The sequence below is a fragment of the Prosthecobacter sp. genome (assembly GCF_034366625.1).
Classification (GTDB): domain Bacteria; phylum Verrucomicrobiota; class Verrucomicrobiia; order Verrucomicrobiales; family Verrucomicrobiaceae; genus Prosthecobacter.
In genome coordinates this window covers 605726-627867 of the sequence record NZ_JAXMIH010000023.1, presented here as the reverse complement: position 1 = coordinate 627867, position 22142 = coordinate 605726, and the positions used below count along the sequence as shown (strand labels likewise).

The window sequence follows — 22142 nt, the reverse complement described above, 5'->3', positions numbered from 1 at the left end:
GCGCATCATGGCGCGAGTTTTTGGGCTTGCAGCCGCGATGTTAAACCCGTTCAATGACTGCATTCACCCCAGTCGGCGATGTCAGCCTCGATCTTCGAACTCCAAAATCACCTCAGCACTCATCCTGAGGACTGGGAGGCACGCCTCGCGCTGGCGGACGCATTGACTGCGGAAGGCAAGAATGACATGGCGGCAATGATTGTGTCGCTGGCTCCCGCAACTTCGGCGGCACCAGAACTGCTGGTTCGAGCCGGACGTCACCTGCTGCCAATTCATCCCGAAGAAGCGCTCCAATACGCGACCTTGGCCATGCAGGCCAATGAGATGGACGCCGAGGCCGCCCTGCTGGCCGCCGAGGCCTGCCGTGCTCTTGGCGACGGTGATGAGGCGGAGAAACACTACCTCGTGGCTGCGCAGCTTGATCCTGCGATCGAAGAACGTGCCACCGGCCTGAAAGAATGGATCGCAGGAAACACCACCGCTTTCGTCTCCAAGGCCACTGTGCCTGTTAAACTTCAGGTGCTGCGCCGCGAACATTCCATGCCCGCGCGGGATGCTGCCGTGGCGGTGGCGGTACTCGCAGATGACGATACGGAAGATGCCACTCCGGTGACTGTCGCACTGCCTGATCCGAGCAGCATTGCCATGCCCGCACCTGACATTGAGGAAGCGGCTCCGGTCGTGGCCACTCAAGAGGCGGACACTCTTGATGTACGTCCAAAACAACGCCGCCTGCTCGGCCCGAAGCTCGCCGCCGCAGCAGCAGCCATTCTGGTGCACGCGGGTTTGTTTTTCCTCCTTGGCATCGTGATGATCGTCCTGCCTCCGCCGCCTGCGGCCGAAATCACGGCCACCACCGCCACGGAGCAGGTGCAGGAGAAGCCCGAGACGAAAAAAATCGTCGTCCCGCAGCCCACGCCGGCCACCGCCGCCGTCGCCCGGCCCACCACCTCCGCCATGACTGCCGCAGGTGTGTCCGCCATCTCGTTGCCGGACTTTGATTTCAAAGCACCCAGCGAGGCCGTCGCTGAAGTCGCCACCACGGACCTTGGTTCGAGTTTTTCAGTCGCCTTTCAGCCCAAGGGCACGGTGCAGGTGAACTTCTTCGGCATCAAATCCAAGGGCCGCCGCATCGCTTTCCTCATCGAGGCGGAGCGTTACATGCTCACCGATCCCAAGGGCGGCATCCCGGCTTATCAAATCGTCAAAGAGGAGATCGCCAGCATGATCGGCAAATTCGGCGTCAGCACCGCCTTCAACGTGCTCATGTTTGACCACTTCCATCTCTCCGCCTTCAGTGAGAAACTCGTTCCCGGCACCACCGCCAACGTGAACATGATGAGGGACTGGCTGTATCCCGTGAACCGCGAGTTTGAAAAAATCGGCCTCGCTGCCACGAAATACCCGCCGCTCAAGGCCGCCCAGGAAATCGAGCCCATCCGCAACAAGCTGCTGCAAGGCTACATGCTCGCCATCCAGTACGCGCTCGAAAGTGATGTCGATACCGTCTTCATCATCACCAGCGGCTGGCGTCACATGGCACGCTGGGAGACCAAGGAGGAGTATGAAAAGTATCTCAAGGATGTGCGTTGGACGGATCGCGATGAGAAGGCATGGGTGGAGGCCGTGACGAAGGCGAACGCGTGGTTGAAAAAAGAAAACGAGGAGCGCAAGGCCAAGGGTGTCCCGCAGCGCGTGATCCGAAGCATGGGTGAAATCATTGCCGAGATGGGCATTCAGGTGCGTCACAAACCCGGGCCGAACATCGACGCCGAGGAGCGCGAAAAGCAGGTCATCAACGCCATCCGCGCCATTTACTCCAGCCAGGGCAAGACCAAGCCGCAGATCAACTTCGTGCTCTTCGTCGGCAAGGACGAAAAAAACATCCCCATGCAGGAACACTTCGAGGAAATCGGTTCCCGCGCCCGCGGCGGCAAGGTCCGCGTCCTCCAGGGCATGGCGGCCTTGAAGAACGTCACCGGCAGGAAGTAGAGAGGCACGCTCTCTTGGCGGCTTCGCCAAAACTTTGCCGGACTGGCGGCGTTTCGCCACGCTTCATGCCGCGTTCAATCCTCCACGGCGAAGCCGATTTTGAGAGTCACCTGCCAGTGCTGCACCTTCCCTTTGACGATGTTGCCGCGCGTTTCGATCACCTGGAACCAGCTCAGGTTCTTGACCGTTTTGTGCGCACGTTTGATGGCCTTTTCAACGGCATCCTCAATGGAGGTGGCCGAAGTGCCGGTGAGTTCGAGGAGTTTATAGACGTGGTCTTGCATGGTCGGTTGCTTGGGTTAGTCCACCACCAGCGTAACTTTGGCATCGCCACGCAGAGCCTTGGAATACGGGCAGGTCTGATGCGCTTCCTCCATGATGCGCTGCACCTGAGGACGATCCGTGCCAGGAATGTGTGCCTGAAGCTCCACGGCCAGATGATAGCCACCGTCATCATCCTCCAGCAGGCTCACCAGCGCCCGCACGGTGGAGTCCGCGACCGGTGTGCCGAGCTTTTTGGCCGCGCCTCTCACGGCACCGTGGAAGCAGGCGGAGTAAGCCGCTGCAAACAATAGCTCGGGATTGGGTCCCAGTTTCTCCGCGCCTTGCTCCAACGGATTGCCCAACGTGATGTTGAGCAACTGGTCCGGCGTCTCAATGGTGCCCGAACGTCCGCCTTTGGAAATCGCTTCGGCTGTGAACAAGGTTTTCATGGTGCTTGGAATGGTTGGTGTACACCACCTTGCGCCGTGAAGCACGACGGCGCGATGGGGTGTTACCCCACCGCGACGTTTTCCGCATGCTCAGAGCTTCAGGCTTCTCAGCCGCAGCGCGTTCGCGATGACGGACACAGAACTCAGGCTCATGGCGGCACCGGCGATCATCGGGCTGAGCAGCACGCCGAGCCACGGATAGAGAATGCCAGCGGCGATGGGGATGCCGAGGGCGTTGTAGAGAAAGGCGAAGAGCAGGTTCTGCCGGATGTTCCGCATCATCGCGCAGCCGAGCTGGATGGCGTGGACGATGCCGCGCAGATCACCACGTACGAGTGTGACGGGGGCGGTCTCCATGGCGATGTCCGTGCCCGTGCCCATGGCGATGCCGACATCGGCTTCGGCCAAAGCGGGTGCGTCATTGATGCCATCTCCCGCCATGCCGACGACAACTCCAGGCTTCTTCATCTGAGTGATGAAGGTGTGCTTCTCCTGCGGCGTGACACCAGCGTGGAAACGCTCGATGCCCAGTGTGCTCGCGATGCGCTTGGCAGTACGTTCATTGTCGCCGGTGAGCATGACCACGGAGATGCCAAGCGCGCGAAGTTGAGCCAGCGCTTCGGGCGTGGTTGGCTTGATGGGATCGCTGACGACGATGACCGCCGCCGCCTGACGATCCACCGCGAGGAAGATGGCCGATTTGCCTTCGCTTTGATGCGGCGACGCGAGCGCCTCGAGTGCGGCGAGGTTTTCGATGCCTTGTTCGCGCAGGAAGTCGGCTTTGCCCACCATCACGGGCTTGCCATCCACCTTGCCGCTGACACCAGCCGCAGGCGTGGCCTGGAAGTCGGGCACGTCAGGCAAGGCGATCTTCTTTTTCTCCGTTGCCTGGATGACGGCATAGGCCAGCGGATGCTCGCTATGACGCTCCAAAGCTGCTGCGAAACGAAGTGCGTCGTCGATGCTGAGCTGGCTCGTTGGCGAGAGGATAATCTCGGTCACTTCGGGTTTGCCGAGCGTGAGCGTGCCGGTCTTGTCCACGGCCAGCGTGTTCAGCGCGGCCAGCTTCTCGATGGCTTCCGCCTGACGAATCAGTACGCCCATCTTCGCCCCACGACCGATGCCGACCATCACGCTCATCGGCGTGGCAAGGCCCAGTGCGCAGGGACAGGCGATGATCAAAACAGCGACCGCATTCGCGATGGCATACGCCAGCGATGGTTCCGGCCCGAGCCACAACCACAACCCAAAGGTCACCGCCGCCGCGACCAGCACCGCAGGCACAAACCACGCCGCCACTTTGTCTGCCAGCGCCTGGATCGGTGCACGACTGCGCTGCGCCTGGCCGACAAGCTGGACGATCTGCGCCAGCATCGTGTCTGCGCCCACGCGCTCGGCCTGCACCATGAGACTGCCGTGTTGATTCAGAGTGCCGCCCGTCACTTGGGCTCCGGCGGATTTCTCCACGGGATCGGGCTCGCCGGTGAGCATGGATTCATCCACATGGCTGCTGCCCTCGATCACCACGCCATCGACGGGAATCTTTTCGCCAGGACGCACGCGCAGACGCTGACCGACCTGCACGGCATCGAGCGCGACATCCACATCGCCTTCGGGCGTGACGAGCCGCGCTGTTTTGGGCTGAAGCCCGAGCAGTTCCTGGATCGCGCTGCCAGTTCGCGCTCGTGCGCGAAGCTCCAGCACCTGACCGAGCAGCACTAGCACGATGATCACCGCTGCGGCTTCAAAGTAGAGCGGCACCTGACCATGCATGTCACCGAGTGATTTCGGAAACCAGCCCGGTGCCAACATGGCCGCGACGCTGAAGGCATAAGCCGCTCCGACCCCCAGCGCGATCAGCGTGAACATGTTCATGCTGCGATGCAGAAGCGACTGCCACGCGCGCACAAAGAACGGCCAGCCAGCCCACAGCACCACCGGCGTCGCGAGCACGAACTGCATCCAGCGAGTCGCCATGCCATTCGCCCATTCCGAATGACTCCACGCGGGCACGATATGCGCCATCGCCGTGACAAACACCGGCAGAGTCAGCAGCGCGCTCCACTTGAAACGCCGCGTCATGTCACGCAGCTCGGCGTCATCGTCCGCATCATCGGTCTCCGTCGCCGTCATCGGCTCAAGGGCCATGCCGCACTTCGGACAAGTGCCCGGATGATCCTGCTGCACCTCGGGATGCATCGGGCAGGTGTAGATCGTTTTCGCCGCTGGTTTCCAGGCCGGATTGCGCTCCAAGGCCATGCCGCATTTCGGGCACGCCCCAGGTTTGTCCGACTCCACACCGGGGCACATCGGGCAGAAATACTTCGCCGTTGATGGCGGCTTCACGGCTTCATCATGCGCGTGATGATCGTGCTGACAGCAGCTTGGCTTGGCAGGTTTGGGGGGCGCGTGGCAGCAGGAAGCCGTAGCCTGAGGTTCGTGCGAGTGAGAAGGCGTTTTCATGGAGTGAATGGGTGATGATGTGAGGTGGAGCCTGCATGGCCCTTCATCCTGTGCCCACGCACGAGGTGTAAACTTGTTACGCGCTGGTTTGCCGCGTGTCTGTGCGTATCTTGGATTCGACTCCCCGCCCCATGTCCACCGCTCCGCTCCTCCAGCATCTCGATGCCTTCATCGGTTTCGCCCGTTCCCGCACCGGTGATCCCGAACTCGCCGCTGATCTCGTCCAAGAATGCCTCATGAAGGCGCTGAAGGCCGACAACGTGCCCGAGGATGCTGAAGGCATCGTCACTTGGTTCTATCGTGTGCTGCGTCATGCCATCATCGACGCGCATCGCCGCCGTACCACGCGAGATCAGGCTTTGGAAAAGCTCGTGCATGAGCTGCCTGAGGCATTGGAGCCTGAAGACGAAAAAACACTCTGCCAGTGTGTGATGAAGCTCCTCCCCGCACTGCCGGAGGCGGATGCTGAGTTGCTGCGCCGCATCGACCTCGGCGGCGAATCCGCCACCGAGATCGCGAAGACGACGAATCAACGTGTGAACACGCTCAATGTGCGCCTGCTCCGCGCCCGCCGCAAATTGCGCGAGCAGGTGGAGCGCGTCTGCCGCACCTGCGCCACGCATGGTTGCCTCGACTGCGATTGCGGGTAAAAAACCGACGGCAGGGACAACCCGCCGATGGCTCAATGAATTCAAGCAGGCTGAGTGCCTTCCTCGCTGATTTCACCGCCGTAGCATCACGATCAGCTCATCCATCTTGTTCGCGATCTGCTGCACCTCGCTCTGCGTCGGTGGATCGCTCACCGGCATCCCGAGCGTGGCCACGTTGTTACTGTTGCTGCTGGTGGTGGCGATGGCGGCGGTGAGTTGCTGGAGCGAGACCTCGCCGGGAGCGCCCTGCCCGCCATCACTGCCGTTGGTGCCGTTGCTGCCATTCGTGCCGTCACTCCCACGCGGCAGCGCAAAATTCAGCCTTACGGCGGTACCGTCATAGCTCGCGCTGGCCGTCGCTGGCTCGCCGGGGTTGAGCGTCGTCACGCCATCGACGATGAAGTTGGTGAACGGCGGTCCTGTGCTGCCGTCATTGCCATGGGGAATTTGAAAACTGATATGAAGCGTACCGTCAGCCACGCTCAGCGTTACCACCGCCGGATCACCGGGATTGACGGTGGTCACCGCATCGACCTGCGCAGCGGTGATGCTCTGGATCGCGTCGATGAGGTCTTTGAGGCCGTTGAACTGCGCACGCAGTTCCTGCGCTTTGACCTGCACGTTGTTGGGAGGAAGATTGGGATCGTAGGGCATGGAGAGGGGGAAGTTTGCAATGGTTGACAGTGGTTGACGCTGGTTTGCAGTGGTTTCAAAACCACCGTCAACGGCGCGCCCGCCTGCATCGCTATGCGAAGCATTGCGGGCAGGTAGCGCCCTCAACCATGGCCAACCACTGCAAACACGAGCGCAGCGAGACTCACGGCACAATCTTCGTCGCAGGATCGCTCCAGGCACCGGGGCCGTTGGAGCCGATGGCACGCACGCGCGTCCACACGCGCTGGCCGCTGGTCAGGCCGGTCAGTTTGGTATACGACGTGGTCGGCTGCGCCGACGTCGTCCAGGGGCCGTCGATGGGATGGGTGGTGGTGATCTGCACTTCGTACGTTTTCGCCAGACCATCGGGATCGAAGGTGAGGTCCAGGGTGCCGGCGGCATCGCCTGCCGTGAGAGAGAGGTTGAGGATCTGTGCGGGTGGCGTGGAGGACTGCACCGCCGCCGAAGCCAGCGGATAGCCGGAGGCACCCAGCAGGGCGGCATCGCCGCGAGCCTCGGACTCGACGGCGCTGATGACGACGGTATGCTCATCACGCAGTGCGTCGGCGGCGGAATCACGCGTGGCTTTCAAGGCCACCAGGCCAGCCCGTGCGGATTCGTAGGCGTCGTTCGCGGTTTTCGCGGCATCGCGTTTCGTGGTCAGCGCGGTCACCTTGGTCGCCATGTTCGGGATAGGCGGCGTGGCAGGTGCGGTGGGGGCGAGTTTGGGGATCACGAGATCGGCCAAGGCGATGAGTAGCGAGGGGTTCTTGCGGCTGAGTCCGGCACTGATGGATGACATATGCTTTTTCCTGGTTGGTAGTTGTGGTGTTGTGTCTGGCACCCCATCCGCGTAGAAAAACCCGGCATCGTAGAAAACCGTTGGGTCGTCATAGTGAGGATTATGCGGATCTGACATTGCGGGATGGAATTACCAGCGATGGGTGCGTTTTATGCATTTCGCTAATCATCGGCAAGATTATTTTGCCCATCGACTTACCGTGCTTAGGTGAATCATTGCCTAAATTCCTCAGCATCAAGCCCTTGCCGGACCGATATTATTTTTCAGCGGCCCGACTGCCTGCGCCGTGCCGCCTCACCGCACGATGGCTAAAGGGGATCATTGACCCGGCTCCTGACGAACTGCGGCGGCGCTGAAGCACGGTCTGGCCATCCCAAGGAAACGCCTTGGCGTGCTGGCACACAGCCTTCGTGTGCTAGCACGCAGATCCTCGGTGCTGGCACACAGCCTCCATGTGCTAGCACGCAGCCTCCATGTGCTGGCACGCAGCCTCCATGTGCTGGCACGCCGCTCTTCGGTGCTGGCACGCAGCCTCCATGTGCTAGCACGCCACTCTTCAGTGCTGGCACTCAGCCTCCGTGTGCTAGCACAGAACTCGTGTGTGGGGCCACAAAAGCCGTTTGTCGGGTGCCGCAGCCTTAAAGTCAGCCACATTGGCACATTTGTGGCCTTGAAAAGCTCTTTTACCTGTTTGTATGAACAGTTCATGGCGCTTGGCCGGAGTTCGCCGAGACGCAAAAAGGCCGCCAGCGGTTCAACCGCTGACGGCCCAAACGACGACCCACAGAAATTAGTGGCTGGTGCAATGTTGCAGCGTGCCGCCGCAGGTCTTGCAGGTGTGCTGGGTCAGGCTGCCGGTCTTCACCCAGGCAACGACCTTGTTTTCGCAGTCAACGCAATCCATGCGGCTGGCGGGCTTCAGGCTGACGAAGCCTTTGCCGCCGGAGCCTGACGAGGTGGAAGGGGCTTTGAAATAAACCGTGCCGCATTTGTTGCAGCTCACGGCGCTGGTGGGCGTGGACGACGGCGCCGCGCAAGAAGCGAGCAGCAGAGTGGCGAATGCCGCGAGGGACAGGAGGGTGGATTGGATGAGTTTGGTCTTCATGGATGTGATGTGGTTGCAAAGAACCGGTGTTTTCATTAGCAGACATTGTGCCAAAAGAAATGCCATTTAGGCGGGCCGCTACCGTGACTGCGTCGGAACGAGCAAATGGCAGTTTGGGCGGAGTTGCAGGCCTGCCTGCATTCCATCGGCAGCTCCGTTTCAACCGCCTCCATGGAGAGCAGGCATTTGGTCTCCTCCCTGTTTCCCTTTTCACGATCCGGCCGTCTTCGAGCGTGATTACGCGGCCGACAGGGTGTCCGTGGGCGGGGTTGTGTGTGGTGATCGGCGAGCAGCGCCATGCCAGAGCTTCAGGTGCCTGGACTGCGACTGCCCGTGAGGTGAGCGTTTCCAATGCTCAGTTTTTGGCTTCGGGATGGTCTTTGTGAGCCTCCGCTGATTTGTGGTCCATACCCTTCATCATCGGGCACTTCGCCATGGAGTCCTTGCCCATTTCCATGTGCTTCATCATGTGGGCCATCATTTCCTCCTCCATCTTGGCCTTGCGCGCGCCCATGGCGATCCGCTGCTCCAGCATGTGGGTGACCAGGGCGGCCAGTTCGTCCACTTTCTTGTCCGCCGGGGCGCTGTTCATCTTGGCGGCGTGAGCGGTGAGCTCCGCGTCCTGAGCCTTCATATCGGCCTTCATTTTCGCCTTCTGCTCCTTCATCTTTTCACAGTGTTCCATCATTTTGGAGTCCGTCTTTTCCTCCACAGGCTCGGCGGATGGCGATGTGATGGGGAAGAGGACGGCCAGGGCCATCGTGAGGGCAAGGGTGGAGCGGGTGAGCAGTTTCATAGGGGTGCGATCTCGAGTTTGGGTTGTGGCTTCGGCGGGTTGCCTCTGCCGACGACCATGCTGCCTGTCGTGCTTAAACATTGCCATGGGGTATAATCCCACCGTGCCTTTGGCTGTCGCAACCCCGGCCCCGATCAGTTGCAGCAGCAGCCTGCCTTGCCTTCGGGCTTGGCGCCGACTGGTGAGGCCAGAAACTTTTGCTGACAGCCTTCGCTGCAAAAGTAGAACGTCTTGCCATCGCGTTCGGTATGAAGGGCGGTGGCCGGGTCCACGGTCATGCCGCAGACAGGATCTTTGGTTTGGGATGTCGATTCTTGCATGGTTTTGGTTGGTTAAGGGATGTCGTGAAGCAAGCGTGAGCTGACCCTTCACATTCTGGCGTGCTCGGCTGCGGACATGCCGGGCATGGACTGGTTCTGACTCGCAGGAGCTTTTTTGCTGGTGTTGCAACTGCTCACCGCGATGAGGGTGACAGCAGCAAGGGTGATGGTGATAAGTTTGTTCATGGTCGTTTGTGGGTGTGGTGTTCTGGTCTCCGGTTGGTTTGAGCGTCGGAAAATGTTGTCATGATCAATCATGCGGCGCGTGCTGATGTCGGGCCTCCACCGCAGCGGGCGGTGGGGCATCGCGAAACTCGGGGTGTCGTACCTGCCCACCTGCATAGCTGATCCAGCCGCCGACACCCACGCTGGCGGCGGCGAGGACCAATGTCACCAGTGCCAACGGCACAGCGGTCTTGGGCTTCCATTTGTGCACAGCGAGCGCTGCCCCGGCGACGAGCATCAAAGCGTAGTAGATGTAAATCGTGCTCTCCGCCCGCTCCATGTGGACATCCAGCCATTGCTGGCCTTGCTCATCGGCGATGCCACGCACGGATTTGTAGGCTTGTTGACCGAGGAACAGCACCGGATAGGCAGCGGCGGAACTGACCAGAACGACGGCCAATGCCACGATCTGCGCTGGCCGGCTTTTCAGAAGCAGGGCAAGAATGAGTGCGAAGATTCCCAGCCCTACGCCAATGACGAGCACATGATTGGAAATAGCGTGGAGATGTTCAGGCTTCATGGGATGCGTGGGAATTGTCTTGAGTCGCAGCTCGAACTCCGCTGCCGGTAAAAGCCCTCGAACTAACTGCTGGGCAAAGTCTGTGCTGGAAAACATAAGCAGGCCATGGGGTGTTCACCCCATGGCCTCTGAGCACCGGACGCAGCCCGAGCATGAAATTATACCTCAAGCCGCGCCCGGTGTCGGCAGCATCAGTTCTTTTGCTTGGCTTGTGCCAGTTCGTCAAACAGGCGCAGCGTGTAGCCGCCTTGGGTGTCTTTGCCTGCCCCGGTGCTGTAGAGCCAGTCATCCACATCGGCGATGGCGATGTGCAGGTCGGCACCGCGCTTCACTTTGGTCAGTGTCTCAGGATCGCTGTCGAGTTTGCCATGAACCTGCGTGTCGTCGATGTCGTTGATTTGCAGCCACACATATTCACCGCTTTCACCTTCGATGATGCGGCCTTTGACCGCAAAATACTGGTCTTTGCCGCGTGCCTTGAACGCCTGCAAAAACTCCGGCCAGTGTTTTTTTGCCTCGGCCTGTGCTGCCAGGAGCTTCGGGTCATCATCATTGATGGTGACGGTGTTGCCAGTGGCTTCAGCGCCCGCCAGTCCTGCGGGTACGAGGTCATGCAGAGGATCAGGGCTTTTCAGATGGCCGATGAGGGTCGCATCATTGAGATGGAACTGGTCGGTGTCCGGGCTGTAAACCGCCAGGGTGTCTTTGCGCACCAATTGCACGATGATCTGACTGATCTGCTGATAGACGACCCGCAAGTCTGCCTTGTCGTCGTTTTCCAGCCAGTCCACCGACAGCCAGCCGCGGTGCTGGCGGATCGCCTCGGCGAGCGCGGGCTCTTTCAGTTCAGCGGCGAGCTTGGCGCTGTCCGCGAAATACGGCTGATCCACGTTGTTGATGGCGAACCGGCCGTGCGCTGATTTGAACACGAATGAAGGCGGACTGGCAGAGACGGCGCTCTCAGGCACCTCATTGCCCCAGGCGCGCGAAACCGCATGTGCCGCTGCCGCAGCATCAAGAGTGCGCGGCTCACTGAGCAGCAGGACCAGCGAAACCACGCGTTGCGCAGACGGAGCGGCGGCAGGTGTGTCTGCCGCAGGCAGCAGCGCCCCCGAAAGGAGGCCGAATGTTGTGAACAAGGCGAAGCGCCGGCTGATCAGCACGGAGGGATTGAATGGAGTTTTCATAGACGGCGGAGGAGTTGGTTCAGAAGTGAGTTGTGCTGGTTGCGGCCATAGTTGCTGCCGCCGTAGTAGCTGCGGCCGCGGTATTGCGGTGCATAGACGGGGTAGTCGTTGTAGTAGCCCTGGTAGTAGCCGTGGCGGGGATTGTATTGTTTGAAGTTGCTGTGGTTGGAGCGGCTATTGGAGTGGCCGTTAGCGCGACCGTTGGAGTGACCGTTGTAATGCGGGTTGTAGTGATGGCTGGAGCCGCGCTGCTTGTCTTTGGCACTGGCTGGCAATGCGAGGACAAACAACCCGGCGCAAAGCAGCAGGGCGAGCCGCCGTATCAGATGACAGGATGGATGGATGGATTTCATGGGGTTGGTGTTTTGGACTTTACGTTTGATGTTGTTTCATCGTCCCGATGCTATGAGACGCACCCGTCCTTCACCATGGGGTGAAACCCTGCCTTTCCGGTTAGAAGCGAAAGCCGACGCCCGCGCCCCAGCCATACTGATTGTGATACTGGCCGACGACGGAGAGGTTCTTGTGCAGGAAATAGGCGACTCCTGCGCTGGCCTCCCACTGCGCTTTGGTGTCGTATTGAGCGCGGCCAAAGAGTGAAAGGCGGGCGGTGATGGGGAAGACTTTGCTGACGGTGAAACGGAAGTCGCCGTCCGTGTCCAAGGATGCCTGGGATTGAATCAGGAAGGGCAACAGGTAGCGCGCGCCGAACATGCCGCGGTTGTCGTTGATGCCGTTGCTCCACTCATAGCTGGCGAAGGCGCTGAGGTTGCTGTTGATAAAGCGGTCGTAGTCGAGGCCGACCTCGTAGTCGGTGTCGCTGCCGTTGCCGAGACGCGATTGCCAATGAGCCATGAGGCCGTTGCGATTGTTTTCCCAGGAGACGGTGCCTTCGGTCATGTTGGAAAGCAGGATGCCTTCGGCAAAGAGGAGCTTCGGATCGTGTTCCGTCATCATGGCACCCGTCATGAGATGCGGATTCGGCGGGGCATCCTCGTAGTGGACGACGCGGGCCATGCCGATGGCGAGGTGATAGAGGACATGGCAGTGCATCATCCAGTCGCCCGGCTCATCAGCGGCGAACTCGATGGTATGGCTGGTCATGGGCGGCACATCAATCGTGTGCTTCATGGGCGAGAGGTTTCCGGCGCTGGTGACAAGGCGGAAGAAGTGCCCGTGCAGGTGCATGGGATGGTGCATCATCGAATCATTGATGAAGGTGAAGCGCACCTTGTCGCCTTGGCGCACGTTGATCATGTCCGCCTCAGAGAAGGTCTTGCCATCGAGCGTCCAGACAAAGCGGATCATGTCGCCCTGAAGGCGGAAGGTGTATTCGCGCAGCGGGCGTGAGTCAGAGATCACGGTGGACCGCAGGGCACGCAGTTTTTCATACGGGCTGCCGGGGCGCTCTGGGTCGTCCATGCCCTGCATTCCAGCCATCGGCGGCATGGCTTTCATGGTGGCACTGCTATGCTTCTCGGCGGGCATCGGCATGGTGCTGTGGTCCATGCCTTTCATGTCGGCCATGGCGTCAGGTTTCTTCGTGGGCGTGGGTGGCGACATGCCTTTCATGCCTGCCATCGTGCTGTGATCCATTGCGGGTTCGGGAGCAGCCATGTCACCCTCGCCCATGCCTGCCATGCCGCTGTGATCCATGCCCTTCATGTTATCTTTGCCTGTCTTATCAGACATGCCGCTCATACCACCCATGTCACCCATTCCAGCCATCGGCTTATAGACATTGGGCTTCGGCACATCAGGTGCGGCGTGCCGCTCGCCCTGGCCGATGAACAAGCTGCTGTGGCCGGTGCCATCCTGGGCGGTGGCGCGCAGTTCCCAGGCTCCGCCACGTTGCGGCACCTTCACCAGCAGGTCGTAGGTTTCAGCGATGGCAAAAAGGAAACGCCCGGTCGCCACGGGCTGAACATCGGTGCCATCGGCGGCAATGATCTTCATCGGCCCGCCTGCATATTCGAGATGATAGTAGCTCGCGGCGCTGGCATTGATCAAACGCAGGCGCACCGTCTCGCCCGGTTGTGCGGGAAACTCGGCCGCGGTTTTGCCATTGACGAGAAAGGCGTCATAGCCCACGTCGGAAAAGTCCATTGGTGGCATCCGTTTCATGGAGCGCTTCACCATGTCTGGCAGAGCGTCGTGCTGGATGGCACCGACGATGCTCTGCGCTGTGCCTTTCTTGATCTGCTGCCACTCGCGGCCCGCACGGAGCTGCGCCAGCACGTCGTATGGGCTTTCGTTGGTCCAGTCGGAGAGCACCACCACGAGATCACGGTCCGTCTTGATCCGCTCGCCGCCTTTGGGCGTGATGACAATGCTGCCATAAATGCCAAGCTGCTCCTGCAACCCGCTGTGAGAGTGATACCAAAACGTGCCGCCATGCCGTAGGCGGAAACGGAACTCGCGCGTCTCGCCGGGTGTGATCGGAGCCATGTTCACATGCGGCACGCCGTCCTGATCGTTAGGCAGCAGGATTCCGTGCCAGTGTATAGAACTGTCTTCTTTGAGGTCGTTCTTCACGCGGATGACCGCATCATCGCCCTCGGTGAAGCGCAGCGTCGGGCCTGGCAGGCTGCCGTTGATGGCCATGGCCGGGCGCTCTTTGCCGCCATAGTTCACCGTGATCGCCGAGAGGGTGAGATCATAGTTCACGGTCCTCGCCCATAATGCCGAGGTTGCGGACAGAAGGACGACCCACACGAGAGCGGGCATGGGCCGGTGATGCATGAATGGCAGTGGTTTGAGGTGAATAGGTCTCACGACGGCACCGCCAAGGGATTCCGCATTGAGGGGAGCATGGTTCCTCTTTCTACATCTTGGCGTGCTCTGCGGCAGACATGCCGGGCATGGACTGGCTCTGACCCGCAGGAGCTTTATTGCGGGTGGTGCAACCGCTCACTGCGATGAGTGTGAAGGCAGCAAGGGTGATGGTGATGAGTTTTGTCATGGCCGTTTGAGGTTTGAGGTTTGGCTTTCCGGCAGTTTGCGGTGCCGGCAAAAATAATCTCCAGAGTAAAAAAATTAACTGGGAAACAGCGGGAGTGCCATGGGGTGTTCACCCCAATCCAGACGGCCCATGGATTGCGCGCTGTGCCATGCATCAGGAGGGTGAGCCCTGTTGGCCAACAATCCTGTGTTGGTATTCGTGTTCGTGTTTCGGAGCTACATCAATTCTCGATGACTCCTTCGTTTTGCCGTCGCGCGTTCCGCAGGACTTTCACCAGTTCTAAAACCAGCAGCGGGATGACGGAAATGCTGAGCAGCATGAGGCAGTCGGAGAAGGGCATGAGGGAGGTCTTCAGGAACCCGGCAAGCAGGGCGTTGTGATGGCTCCAGACCTGGATGCTGAATGAAATCGAGACAACGAGGAGGAGGTTGAGGTTGGAGAGATGATTCATGCGCCAGAGCGGACGTGTCTCGCTGCGGGCACCGAAGGCACGCAGCAGCTCGGCAAAGACCAGCGCGGCGAAGGCGTGGGTGCGGGCCATTTCCAGGCTTTCGTGCTTCAAGGCGTAAAGATAGACGGCCAGTGACACACCGGCGGTGAGCAGGCCGGTGAGGAACATCGTGCCGAGGAAGCCACCGTCGGTGATGCGCTCGTTCCGCGAACGTGGCGGCTGTTTCATGACATCGGCGTCGATGGGATCGGTGGCGAGGCAGAGCGCGGGCAGGCCGTCGGTGACGAGATTGATCCAGAGCAGATGGAGGGCGAGCAGTGGCATGGGCAGCCCCATGATAATGGCCGCAGTCATGAGCAGCAGCTCGCCGCAGTTGCCAGCGAGGAGATATTGCAGCGTCTTGCGGATGTTGTCGTAAATGCCGCGGCCTTCCTCCACGGCCGCGACGATGCTGGCGAAGTTGTCGTCGGTGACGATCATGTCGGAGGCCTGTTTGGTGACCTCCGTGCCGCTGCGGCCCATGGCGATGCCGATGTCGGCGCCTTTGATGGCCGGCGCGTCGTTCACGCCGTCGCCGGTCATCGCCACGACGGCTCCGCTGGCTTTCCAGGCGCGCACGATGCGCAGTTTGTGCGCGGCGGTGACGCGGGCATAAACGGCCACCTGGGTGACGCGTTGATGCAGTTCGTCCTCGCTGAGCTGATCAAGCTCCGCGCCGGACAAGGCCACGGCGTCGTCGGTGGTGATGCCAAGCTCGCGGGCGATGGCCGCCGCCGTGTGTGGATGATCGCCGGTGATCATCACCACGCGGATGCCGGCGCTGCGGCATTTGGCGATGGCCTCCTTCGCCTCGGTGCGTGGCGGGTCATACATGCCGGTGAGGCCGACAAAGACGAGATCGCACTCCACCTCCTCCGCCTTGAGATGTTCTGGCGAGGCGGCGTCGAGATCGCGCTGTGCGGAGCCGAGCACCCGCAGCGCCTGGGCGGCCAGCGCAGTGTTTTGGGCGGCGATTTCGGCACGATCCGCGTCCGTGAGCGGACGAATGCCCTCGGTGGTGAGGATGTGAGTGCAATGCTGCAAGAGCAGATCGGGCGCGCCATTGATGAAGGCGCGGTGACGGCCATCGGGCATCAAACGGATGACCGTTTGGCGTTTGCGGTCGGAATCGAAGGGAATCTCGTGCCGCTTCGGCATCTCGTGTTCGATCTGCTCCTCGGTGACGCCAGCCTTGTGTCCGGCGGAAAGCATCGCGCCTTCGGTGGGATCGCCGATGACCTTCCACTGGCCATTTTCGAGTGCAAGATGCGTATTGTTGCAGCCGAGGAGGTTGTTCGCGAGTTCGCGCAGGAGTTTCGTCTGGCGTTCATCGGCGGCTTTGCCATCCACGCGCACTTCGCCATCAGGCCCGTAGCCTTCACCGGTGATCTCAAAGGTTTGTCCGGCGACGTAAAGCACGCGCACGGTCATCTCGCCGACGGTGAGCGTGCCGGTTTTGTCGGTGCAGATCACATTCGTCGAGCCGAGCGTTTCGACCGCAGGCAGCCTGCGCACCAGCGCACGGCGGCGTGACATGCGCATCACGCCCATCGCGAGCGCGATGGTGACAACAGTCGGCAGACCTTCTGGAACCGCCGCCACGGCGAGGCTGACCGCCGTCATGAAGAGTTCGAGGAAAGGCATGCCACGCAGAAGCCCGAGCACAAACAACAGCGCGACGATGCCGAGCGAAGCCCACACCAGGATGCGGCCAAACGAGGTGAGCTTTTGCTGAAGCGGCGTGTCTTCATCCGCCCCGGCTTCTGCAAGCAGGCCCGCGATGCCCCCGATCTCGGTCTGCATCGCCGTGGCGACGACCAGTGCCCGCCCGCTGCCTGCGGCCACGCTGGTGCCCATGAAGATCATGTTCTCGCGGTCGCCCAGCGGCACATCTTCCTTGTCGAGCGTGGCGGCGTGTTTCTCGACGGCTTCGGATTCCCCAGTGAGCGCCGACTCCGCGCATTTGAAGGACGCGGCGGTCAGCAGGCGCGCATCGGCGGCGACAAGATCGCCCGCTTCGAGTTCAAGAACGTCCCCCGTCACGATCTCCGCCGCAGGCACGGCCTTGATCGCGCCATCGCGCCACACCTTTGCCTGCGGCGCGGCCATCTTCTTGAGCGCGGCGATGGATTTCTCCGCGCTGTGCTCCTGATAAAACCCGATGACTGCGTTCAGCACCACGATGGCGAGAATGGCGATGGCATCGACCACCTCACCGAGCACGCCGGAGATGAGGCCCGCGACGATGAGAATCCACACGATGAGGCTCTTGAACTGCCCGAGGAAAATCTGCCACGGGCTGATGCGCTTCCCTTCCTTCAGCTCGTTCGGCCCGTTGGCGGCGAGACGCTGTGCGGCTTCCTGCGCCGAGAGGCCAGTTGCTGCGGAGCCGAGTTGTGTCAGCACTTCTTCGGCGGACTGGCTGTGCCAGGCTTTGGTCGGTGGTTGTGCGGCGATGGCGGGTGGCTTGGTCATTTCGGCAGGTGTTCTGGCAAGTCCAGCCGCGCAACGCCGATGCGTTTATCGGCCATGCCGTAGTAAACATCGAAGCGGCCCGGCAAACCGAGGTCGTCACGCCGGTCAATCGCGGTCGGAAAAACGACATTGGGCACGATGCCCTCGCGCTCTTTGGGCAGCTCTGGTGTCAGGATCGGCTCGGGCGAGCGATAACGGATTTGATGAGGCTGTTTCTCATCCAGCACGAGCAGCCCCGCAGAGTAACTCAGCTCGCACCCCGAGAGCTTGTTCAATGCCTCACACACGCCATGATAGAGGAACAGCCATCCGTGCGGAGTCAGCATCGGCGGAGTGCCGCCGCCGATTTTCAACTGCTCCCAAGCTGCCGTCGGACACGCCAGCCGCCGGTGCGAATCAAAGTGGCAAAGGTGATGGTGTTTGTCGCACACCTCATCCACCAACGAGTGATAGGAAATCCAGATGCTCTCCCGCAGGATGTCCATCACGCGGGGAAACCGGCAGTGCAGCTTTTCATCAGGTCCGGTGCCGGGGAAGAGCGGACGATGGATCAGTGCCATGGAGGGCCGTCCGTCAGGATCGGGGATGGCGACGGGAAAGAGCAAGGCATCTTTGTTGGCAACATCATTGAAGTCCACACCCTCATACGGCATGAAGATTGCCAGCCCCAGCCGGTCCCAGTGAAACAAATCTTCCGACATGGCCAGCGCGATGCGTGGCCCCCGAGATGAAAGTGCCGTGTAAGTCATCACATAACGATCCAGTGGCTCGATGAATGTGATGCGCGGATCTTCGCAACCGCCGCCATCGGGCCGCAGTTCGTAATCAGCCTGCGGCTCCAGCGCGATGCCGAGTCGCTCCACGCCCACCGGGTCGCCTGCCTCGTTGAAGCACACGCGCGCAATGCCAATGCGCGAGTAATTCCCCCGCGCCACCAACCGAGGAAAGAGATAGAGCTGCCCGTCGCGACCACGCGCCGATGCCGGGTTCAACACGCCTTCCACCTCCAGGGGATTGCCCGGCTCCGGCTCCATCACCACCCCGAGGCGCTGCAATCGCAAAGGGAAACTCGCGGTGTCTGGTTCAGGGTGTGGATTCATCATTTTCGGTTCACAAATTCACGTTAGGAGGAGCGCCTCTGGTGAATCATCGGCTGCACTTTTGTCGGTTTGAGTTTTGAGGGGCGGGTTGGCTTGAGCCCGTTTCCATTTCCATTCCTCGACGGCGGAGAACAGGCAGGGCACGATGAACATGGTGACGAGGCTCACTGCCATGCCGCCGAGGGAGGGCAGGGCGATGGGTTGCATGATGTCGGAGCCGCGACCGGTCGTCCAAAAGACGGGCATCAGGCCGAAGACGGTGGTGGCGATGGTCATGAGGTTGGCGCGGATGCGCTTCAAACCGGCCTGGACCACGGACTCGCGAATGTCGGCGATGCTTTGCATCTCCTTGCTGTCGAAGATGTCCTCCAGGTAGGTGGAGAGCACGACGCTGTCATCATCCACCACGCCGAGCAGCACGAGAAAGCCCACCCACACGGCGACGGAGAGATTCGCGTCCCACAGCGGCAGCAGCAGAAAGCCTGCGGCCAGCGAGACGATGACATCAAGGAAAATGACCGGCGCGATCCATTTGCGCCGGAAGCCGAGATAGAGCGACACGAACATGATGGCGATGCAGATGGGGACGAGAATCTGCATGCGCTTGGTGGCGCGCACCTGGTTCTCAAACTGGCCGCTCCACTCCCAGTAGTAACCGGCGGGGAGTTTGAGGCGTCCGTCCTTCAAGGCGGCCTGCAAGAGCTTCTCAGCATCTTCCACAACGCTGACTTCATCGCGGTCGCGCGTGTTCATGGTGACGTAACCGACGAGCAGGCCGCGCTCGCCCTTGATCTCCTGCGGTCCGAGCACGCTCTTGATGGTGACAACCTGCGCGAGCGGGATCTGCGCGCCGCTGCTGGTGGGGACGAGGATTTTCTCCAGCTCGGGGATGTCCTCACGGAACTCGCGCAGATAGCGCACGCGGATGGGATAGCGTTCGCGGCCCTCGACAGACTCCATGAGGTTCATGCCGCCGATGGCGACTTCGATGACATCCTGCACGTCGCGGATGTTGACGCCGTAACGGGCGATGCGGTCGCGGTCGATGTGGAATTCGAGATAAGGCTTCCCGACGATGCGGTCGGCGATGATGTCAGTGGCACCGGGCACTTCCTTGAGTAGAGATTCGATTTGCAGGCCGATGCGCTCGATCTCACGGAGGTCGCCGCCGTAGATCTTCACGCCCATCATGGCGCGGAAGCCGGTCTGGAGCATGATCAGGCGCGTTTGAATCGGTTGAAGAAAAGTCGGCAGCACGCCGGGGATGGCGGTCTTCTCCTGCAACTCGGTGAGGATCTCGTTTTTCGTGATCTGACGATGCTCCGGTGCGATCCAGGCGAGCGGCGTCTTGAGCCACGCAGGCCAGTCGGAAAACCACCGTTTCACGGGTAACTGACGCCACTCGTCCTCGGGCTTCAGGATGATGATGCTCTCCATCATGCCGATGGGCGCGGGGTCGAGCGCGGTCTCAGCACGACCGAGCTTGCCCACGACGCTTTCCACTTCGGGCACGGTGGCGATGGCCATGTCCTGCTTCGCATTCACCTCGATGGCGGGGCCGAGTCCGCCCTGCGGCAGCAGCGAGGGCATGTAGAGGAACGATCCTTCATCCAGCGGCGGCATGAACTCGCGCCCGATGCCGGGCACGATGCGAGTTTCCGAAACGACGGTGAGCCCGCCCTTGGTCTCGTTGTGCGCATCGGTCTCGCTTTGTTTGCGCCAGAGCATGCGGCGGGTGGGCGGTTCGTCGCCATGGCGGATTTTTTGCCAGCGCAGCTCGCCCAATTGCACGCGTGGCTCATCCGCGCCGAGGTTGGCGATCCACTCGACGGGCTTCAAGGTCACGCCGATGCCGAGCCAGATGCTCATGCCGACAAAGAAGATCACCACCGGGGCGATCATGAAGGTCTTCTTGTTATCCAGCACCCAGCGCAGCGCCGGGACATAGACGCGTGAGATTTTGTGAGAGACTGGATTTTCCTCCATCGGCAAGAAGCGCTCACGCGTCATGCGCACCACGGCCAGCACGACGATGACGCCGACGACGATGGACATGGGCCAGCCGCTGTAATGCGAGCCCGCCAGCGCCCACATGAATATGGCGTGCGTGGCAAACACGGAGGCGATGCCCATGCTGAGAGCGATCTTCCACACGGTGCGGCGCGACCACTTCACCGGTTGAAACAGGAAGTAGCAGATGAGCGGCACAACGGTGAGCGCGAGGATGACGCTGGCACCGATGGCGAAGGTCTTGGTGAATGCGAGAGGACGGAACAGCTTGCCCTCCTGGCCGAGGAGAAAGAACACCGGGATGAAGGAGACAATGGTGTTCGAGACAGCGGTGACAATCGCGCCGCCGACCTCCGTCGCGCCGTCATAAACCTTCTGGAAGTGACTCTTCTTCGGATCACCGGTGGCGATGTGCCGGTAGATGTTCTCCGTCATGATGATGCCCATGTCCGCCACATCCCCGATGGCGATGGCGAGACCGGCGAGCGACATGATGTTGGAGTCCACACCGAAGGCGAACATGAGGATGAAGCATAGACAGACGGACAGCGGCAGGGTGACGAGCACCGCCGCCGTGCTGCGCAGATGCAGCAGGAAAATGAGAATGACGATGCCAGCCATCAGCGCCTCCTCGCTGAGCGCGCTTTTGAGCGTGTCGATAGTCTCGTTGACGATGTCCGTGCGGTCGTAGAACGGCACGACGCGCACCTTTGAGATGCGACCGTCAGCGAGCGTCTTCTGCGGCAGGCCGGCTTCAAGCTGCTTGATTTGCGCTTTGACCTTTTCGACGACGTGCTGCGGGTTTTCGCCGTAGCGCATCAGCACCACGCCGCCCACGGCCTCGACACCGCCCTTGTCGAGAGCACCGCGCCGGAAATCCGGGCCGAGCGTCACGGTGGCGACGTGCTTGATCTGGATCGGCGTGCCCTGCTCCTGACGGATGACGACTTTCTCCAAGTCCTCCGTCGATTTGATGAAGCCGACGCCACGGATGAAGAACTCCAGGCCGTTTTTCTCCAGCACCTTCGCGCCAACGTCGATGTTGGCCTTTCGCACGGCCTCATACACGTCAAACAACGTCACGCGTTGCGCGCGCAGCTTGTCAGGATGCACGTCGATCTGATACTGCTTCACGAAACCGCCGATGCTCGCCACCTCGCTCACGCCTTCGACGGCATTGAGCTGATAGCGCAAATACCAGTCCTGGATGCTGCGCAGCTCGGCGAGATCGAAGCCCTCGCCCTCGACGGTGTACCAATAGACCTGGCCGAGTGCCGTGGCATCGGGGCCCAGCACGGGCACCACTTCCTTCGGCAGCCGCTGCTGAGCCACGTTCATGCGCTCCAGCACTCTTGAACGCGCCCAGTAGTAGTCCACGTCGTCTTTGAAGATGACGAAGACCATCGAGAAGCCGAAGCCCGACATGCTGCGGATGGTCTTCACGCCGGGCGTGCCGGTGAGGCTCGTGGTGAGCGGGTAGGTGACCTGATTGTCCACGTCCTGCGGTGAACGACCGGGCCAGTCGGCAAAGACGATGACCTGTTTCTCGCCGATGTCGGGGATGGCATCCACCGGCATGTTTTGCACCGCGTAGTAGCCGCCGCCGAGCAGGGCGAGCATGAAAAGAACGACCAGGAAGCCGTTCTTCAGGCACCAGCGAATGAGAGCGGTGGTCATG

General features: G+C 60.9%; 19 protein-coding genes. 2 read left to right on the top strand and 17 right to left on the bottom strand.

The genetic code is table 11. The annotated features are described in order from the left end of the window. The first annotated feature begins 78 nt into the window (after window positions 1-78). A complete protein-coding gene (locus U1A53_RS23135) occupies window positions 79-1992 on the top strand; it encodes a hypothetical protein (protein ID WP_322284238.1) in 1914 nt (637 codons plus the stop codon). 74 nt (window positions 1993-2066) lie between these two features. Here U1A53_RS23135 and U1A53_RS23130 read toward each other — a convergent pair whose 3' ends face one another. From U1A53_RS23130 to U1A53_RS23120, 3 genes are all read right to left on the bottom strand, one after another. After that, window positions 2067-2276 carry a dodecin gene (locus tag U1A53_RS23130; protein ID WP_322284237.1) on the bottom strand — a complete coding sequence of 70 codons (210 nt, stop codon included), beginning with the start codon at window positions 2274-2276 and terminating at the stop codon, window positions 2067-2069. Between the two features lie 15 nt (window positions 2277-2291). Then, complete coding sequence (locus U1A53_RS23125) at window positions 2292-2705, bottom strand: Ohr family peroxiredoxin (protein WP_322284236.1); 414 nt, start codon at window positions 2703-2705, stop codon at window positions 2292-2294. 90 nt (window positions 2706-2795) lie between these two features. Further along, window positions 2796-5168, bottom strand: coding sequence for a copper-translocating P-type ATPase (locus U1A53_RS23120; RefSeq protein ID WP_322284235.1), 2373 nt, complete (start codon window positions 5166-5168; stop codon window positions 2796-2798). Between the two features lie 131 nt (window positions 5169-5299). On the opposite strand from U1A53_RS23120, the gene U1A53_RS23115 reads away from it, so the two are divergent. Continuing rightward, window positions 5300-5818 carry a sigma-70 family RNA polymerase sigma factor gene (locus tag U1A53_RS23115; protein ID WP_322284234.1) on the top strand — a complete coding sequence of 173 codons (519 nt, stop codon included), beginning with the start codon at window positions 5300-5302 and terminating at the stop codon, window positions 5816-5818. 72 nt (window positions 5819-5890) lie between these two features. On the opposite strand, the gene U1A53_RS23110 is transcribed toward U1A53_RS23115, so the two are convergent. The 14 genes from U1A53_RS23110 to U1A53_RS23045 all read right to left on the bottom strand — a co-directional run bounded on the left by U1A53_RS23110 (window position 5891) and on the right by U1A53_RS23045 (window position 22141). Next, the gene (locus tag U1A53_RS23110) at window positions 5891-6472 is read right to left on the bottom strand and encodes a hypothetical protein (protein ID WP_322284233.1); all 582 of its coding nucleotides are present in this window, start codon (window positions 6470-6472) and stop codon (window positions 5891-5893) included. 163 nt (window positions 6473-6635) lie between these two features. After that, complete coding sequence (locus U1A53_RS23105) at window positions 6636-7274, bottom strand: fibronectin type III domain-containing protein (protein WP_322284232.1); 639 nt, start codon at window positions 7272-7274, stop codon at window positions 6636-6638. A gap of 790 nt (window positions 7275-8064) precedes the next feature. Further along, window positions 8065-8379 (bottom strand): hypothetical protein, encoded by a 315-nt coding sequence (locus U1A53_RS23100; protein WP_322284231.1) that lies wholly within the window; start codon window positions 8377-8379, stop codon window positions 8065-8067. Window positions 8380-8734: 355 nt separating this feature from the next. Beyond that, window positions 8735-9175 carry a hypothetical protein gene (locus tag U1A53_RS23095; protein WP_322284230.1) on the bottom strand — a complete coding sequence of 147 codons (441 nt, stop codon included), beginning with the start codon at window positions 9173-9175 and terminating at the stop codon, window positions 8735-8737. Window positions 9176-9309: 134 nt separating this feature from the next. Then, window positions 9310-9495 (bottom strand): YHS domain-containing protein, encoded by a 186-nt coding sequence (locus tag U1A53_RS23090; RefSeq protein ID WP_322284229.1) that lies wholly within the window; start codon window positions 9493-9495, stop codon window positions 9310-9312. Window positions 9496-9543: 48 nt separating this feature from the next. Further along, a complete protein-coding gene (locus U1A53_RS23085; RefSeq protein ID WP_322284228.1) occupies window positions 9544-9681 on the bottom strand; it encodes a hypothetical protein in 138 nt (45 codons plus the stop codon). 64 nt (window positions 9682-9745) lie between these two features. After that, window positions 9746-10240 carry a hypothetical protein gene (locus U1A53_RS23080; protein WP_322284227.1) on the bottom strand — a complete coding sequence of 165 codons (495 nt, stop codon included), beginning with the start codon at window positions 10238-10240 and terminating at the stop codon, window positions 9746-9748. Between the two features lie 191 nt (window positions 10241-10431). Then, the gene (locus U1A53_RS23075; protein WP_322284226.1) at window positions 10432-11427 is read right to left on the bottom strand and encodes a DUF2314 domain-containing protein; all 996 of its coding nucleotides are present in this window, start codon (window positions 11425-11427) and stop codon (window positions 10432-10434) included. Next, complete coding sequence (locus U1A53_RS23070) at window positions 11424-11780, bottom strand: hypothetical protein (RefSeq protein ID WP_322284225.1); 357 nt, start codon at window positions 11778-11780, stop codon at window positions 11424-11426. Before U1A53_RS23070 ends, U1A53_RS23075 begins: the two co-directional genes overlap by 4 nt. 100 nt (window positions 11781-11880) lie before the next feature. Continuing rightward, complete coding sequence (locus tag U1A53_RS23065; protein WP_322284224.1) at window positions 11881-14169, bottom strand: multicopper oxidase domain-containing protein; 2289 nt, start codon at window positions 14167-14169, stop codon at window positions 11881-11883. A gap of 82 nt (window positions 14170-14251) precedes the next feature. Then, on the bottom strand, window positions 14252-14389 hold the full coding sequence (locus U1A53_RS23060) for a hypothetical protein (protein WP_322284223.1): 138 nt from the start codon (window positions 14387-14389) through the stop codon (window positions 14252-14254). A 220-nt stretch (window positions 14390-14609) separates the two neighbouring features. Beyond that, on the bottom strand, window positions 14610-17354 hold the full coding sequence (locus tag U1A53_RS23055) for a cation-translocating P-type ATPase (RefSeq protein ID WP_322284221.1): 2745 nt from the start codon (window positions 17352-17354) through the stop codon (window positions 14610-14612). Then, on the bottom strand, window positions 17351-18457 hold the full coding sequence (locus tag U1A53_RS23050) for a hypothetical protein (RefSeq protein WP_322284220.1): 1107 nt from the start codon (window positions 18455-18457) through the stop codon (window positions 17351-17353). The genes U1A53_RS23055 and U1A53_RS23050 overlap by 4 nt, the downstream gene beginning before the upstream one ends. A gap of 15 nt (window positions 18458-18472) precedes the next feature. Further along, window positions 18473-22141, bottom strand: coding sequence for an efflux RND transporter permease subunit (locus U1A53_RS23045; protein WP_322284219.1), 3669 nt, complete (start codon window positions 22139-22141; stop codon window positions 18473-18475). Window position 22142: the final 1 nt, after the last annotated feature.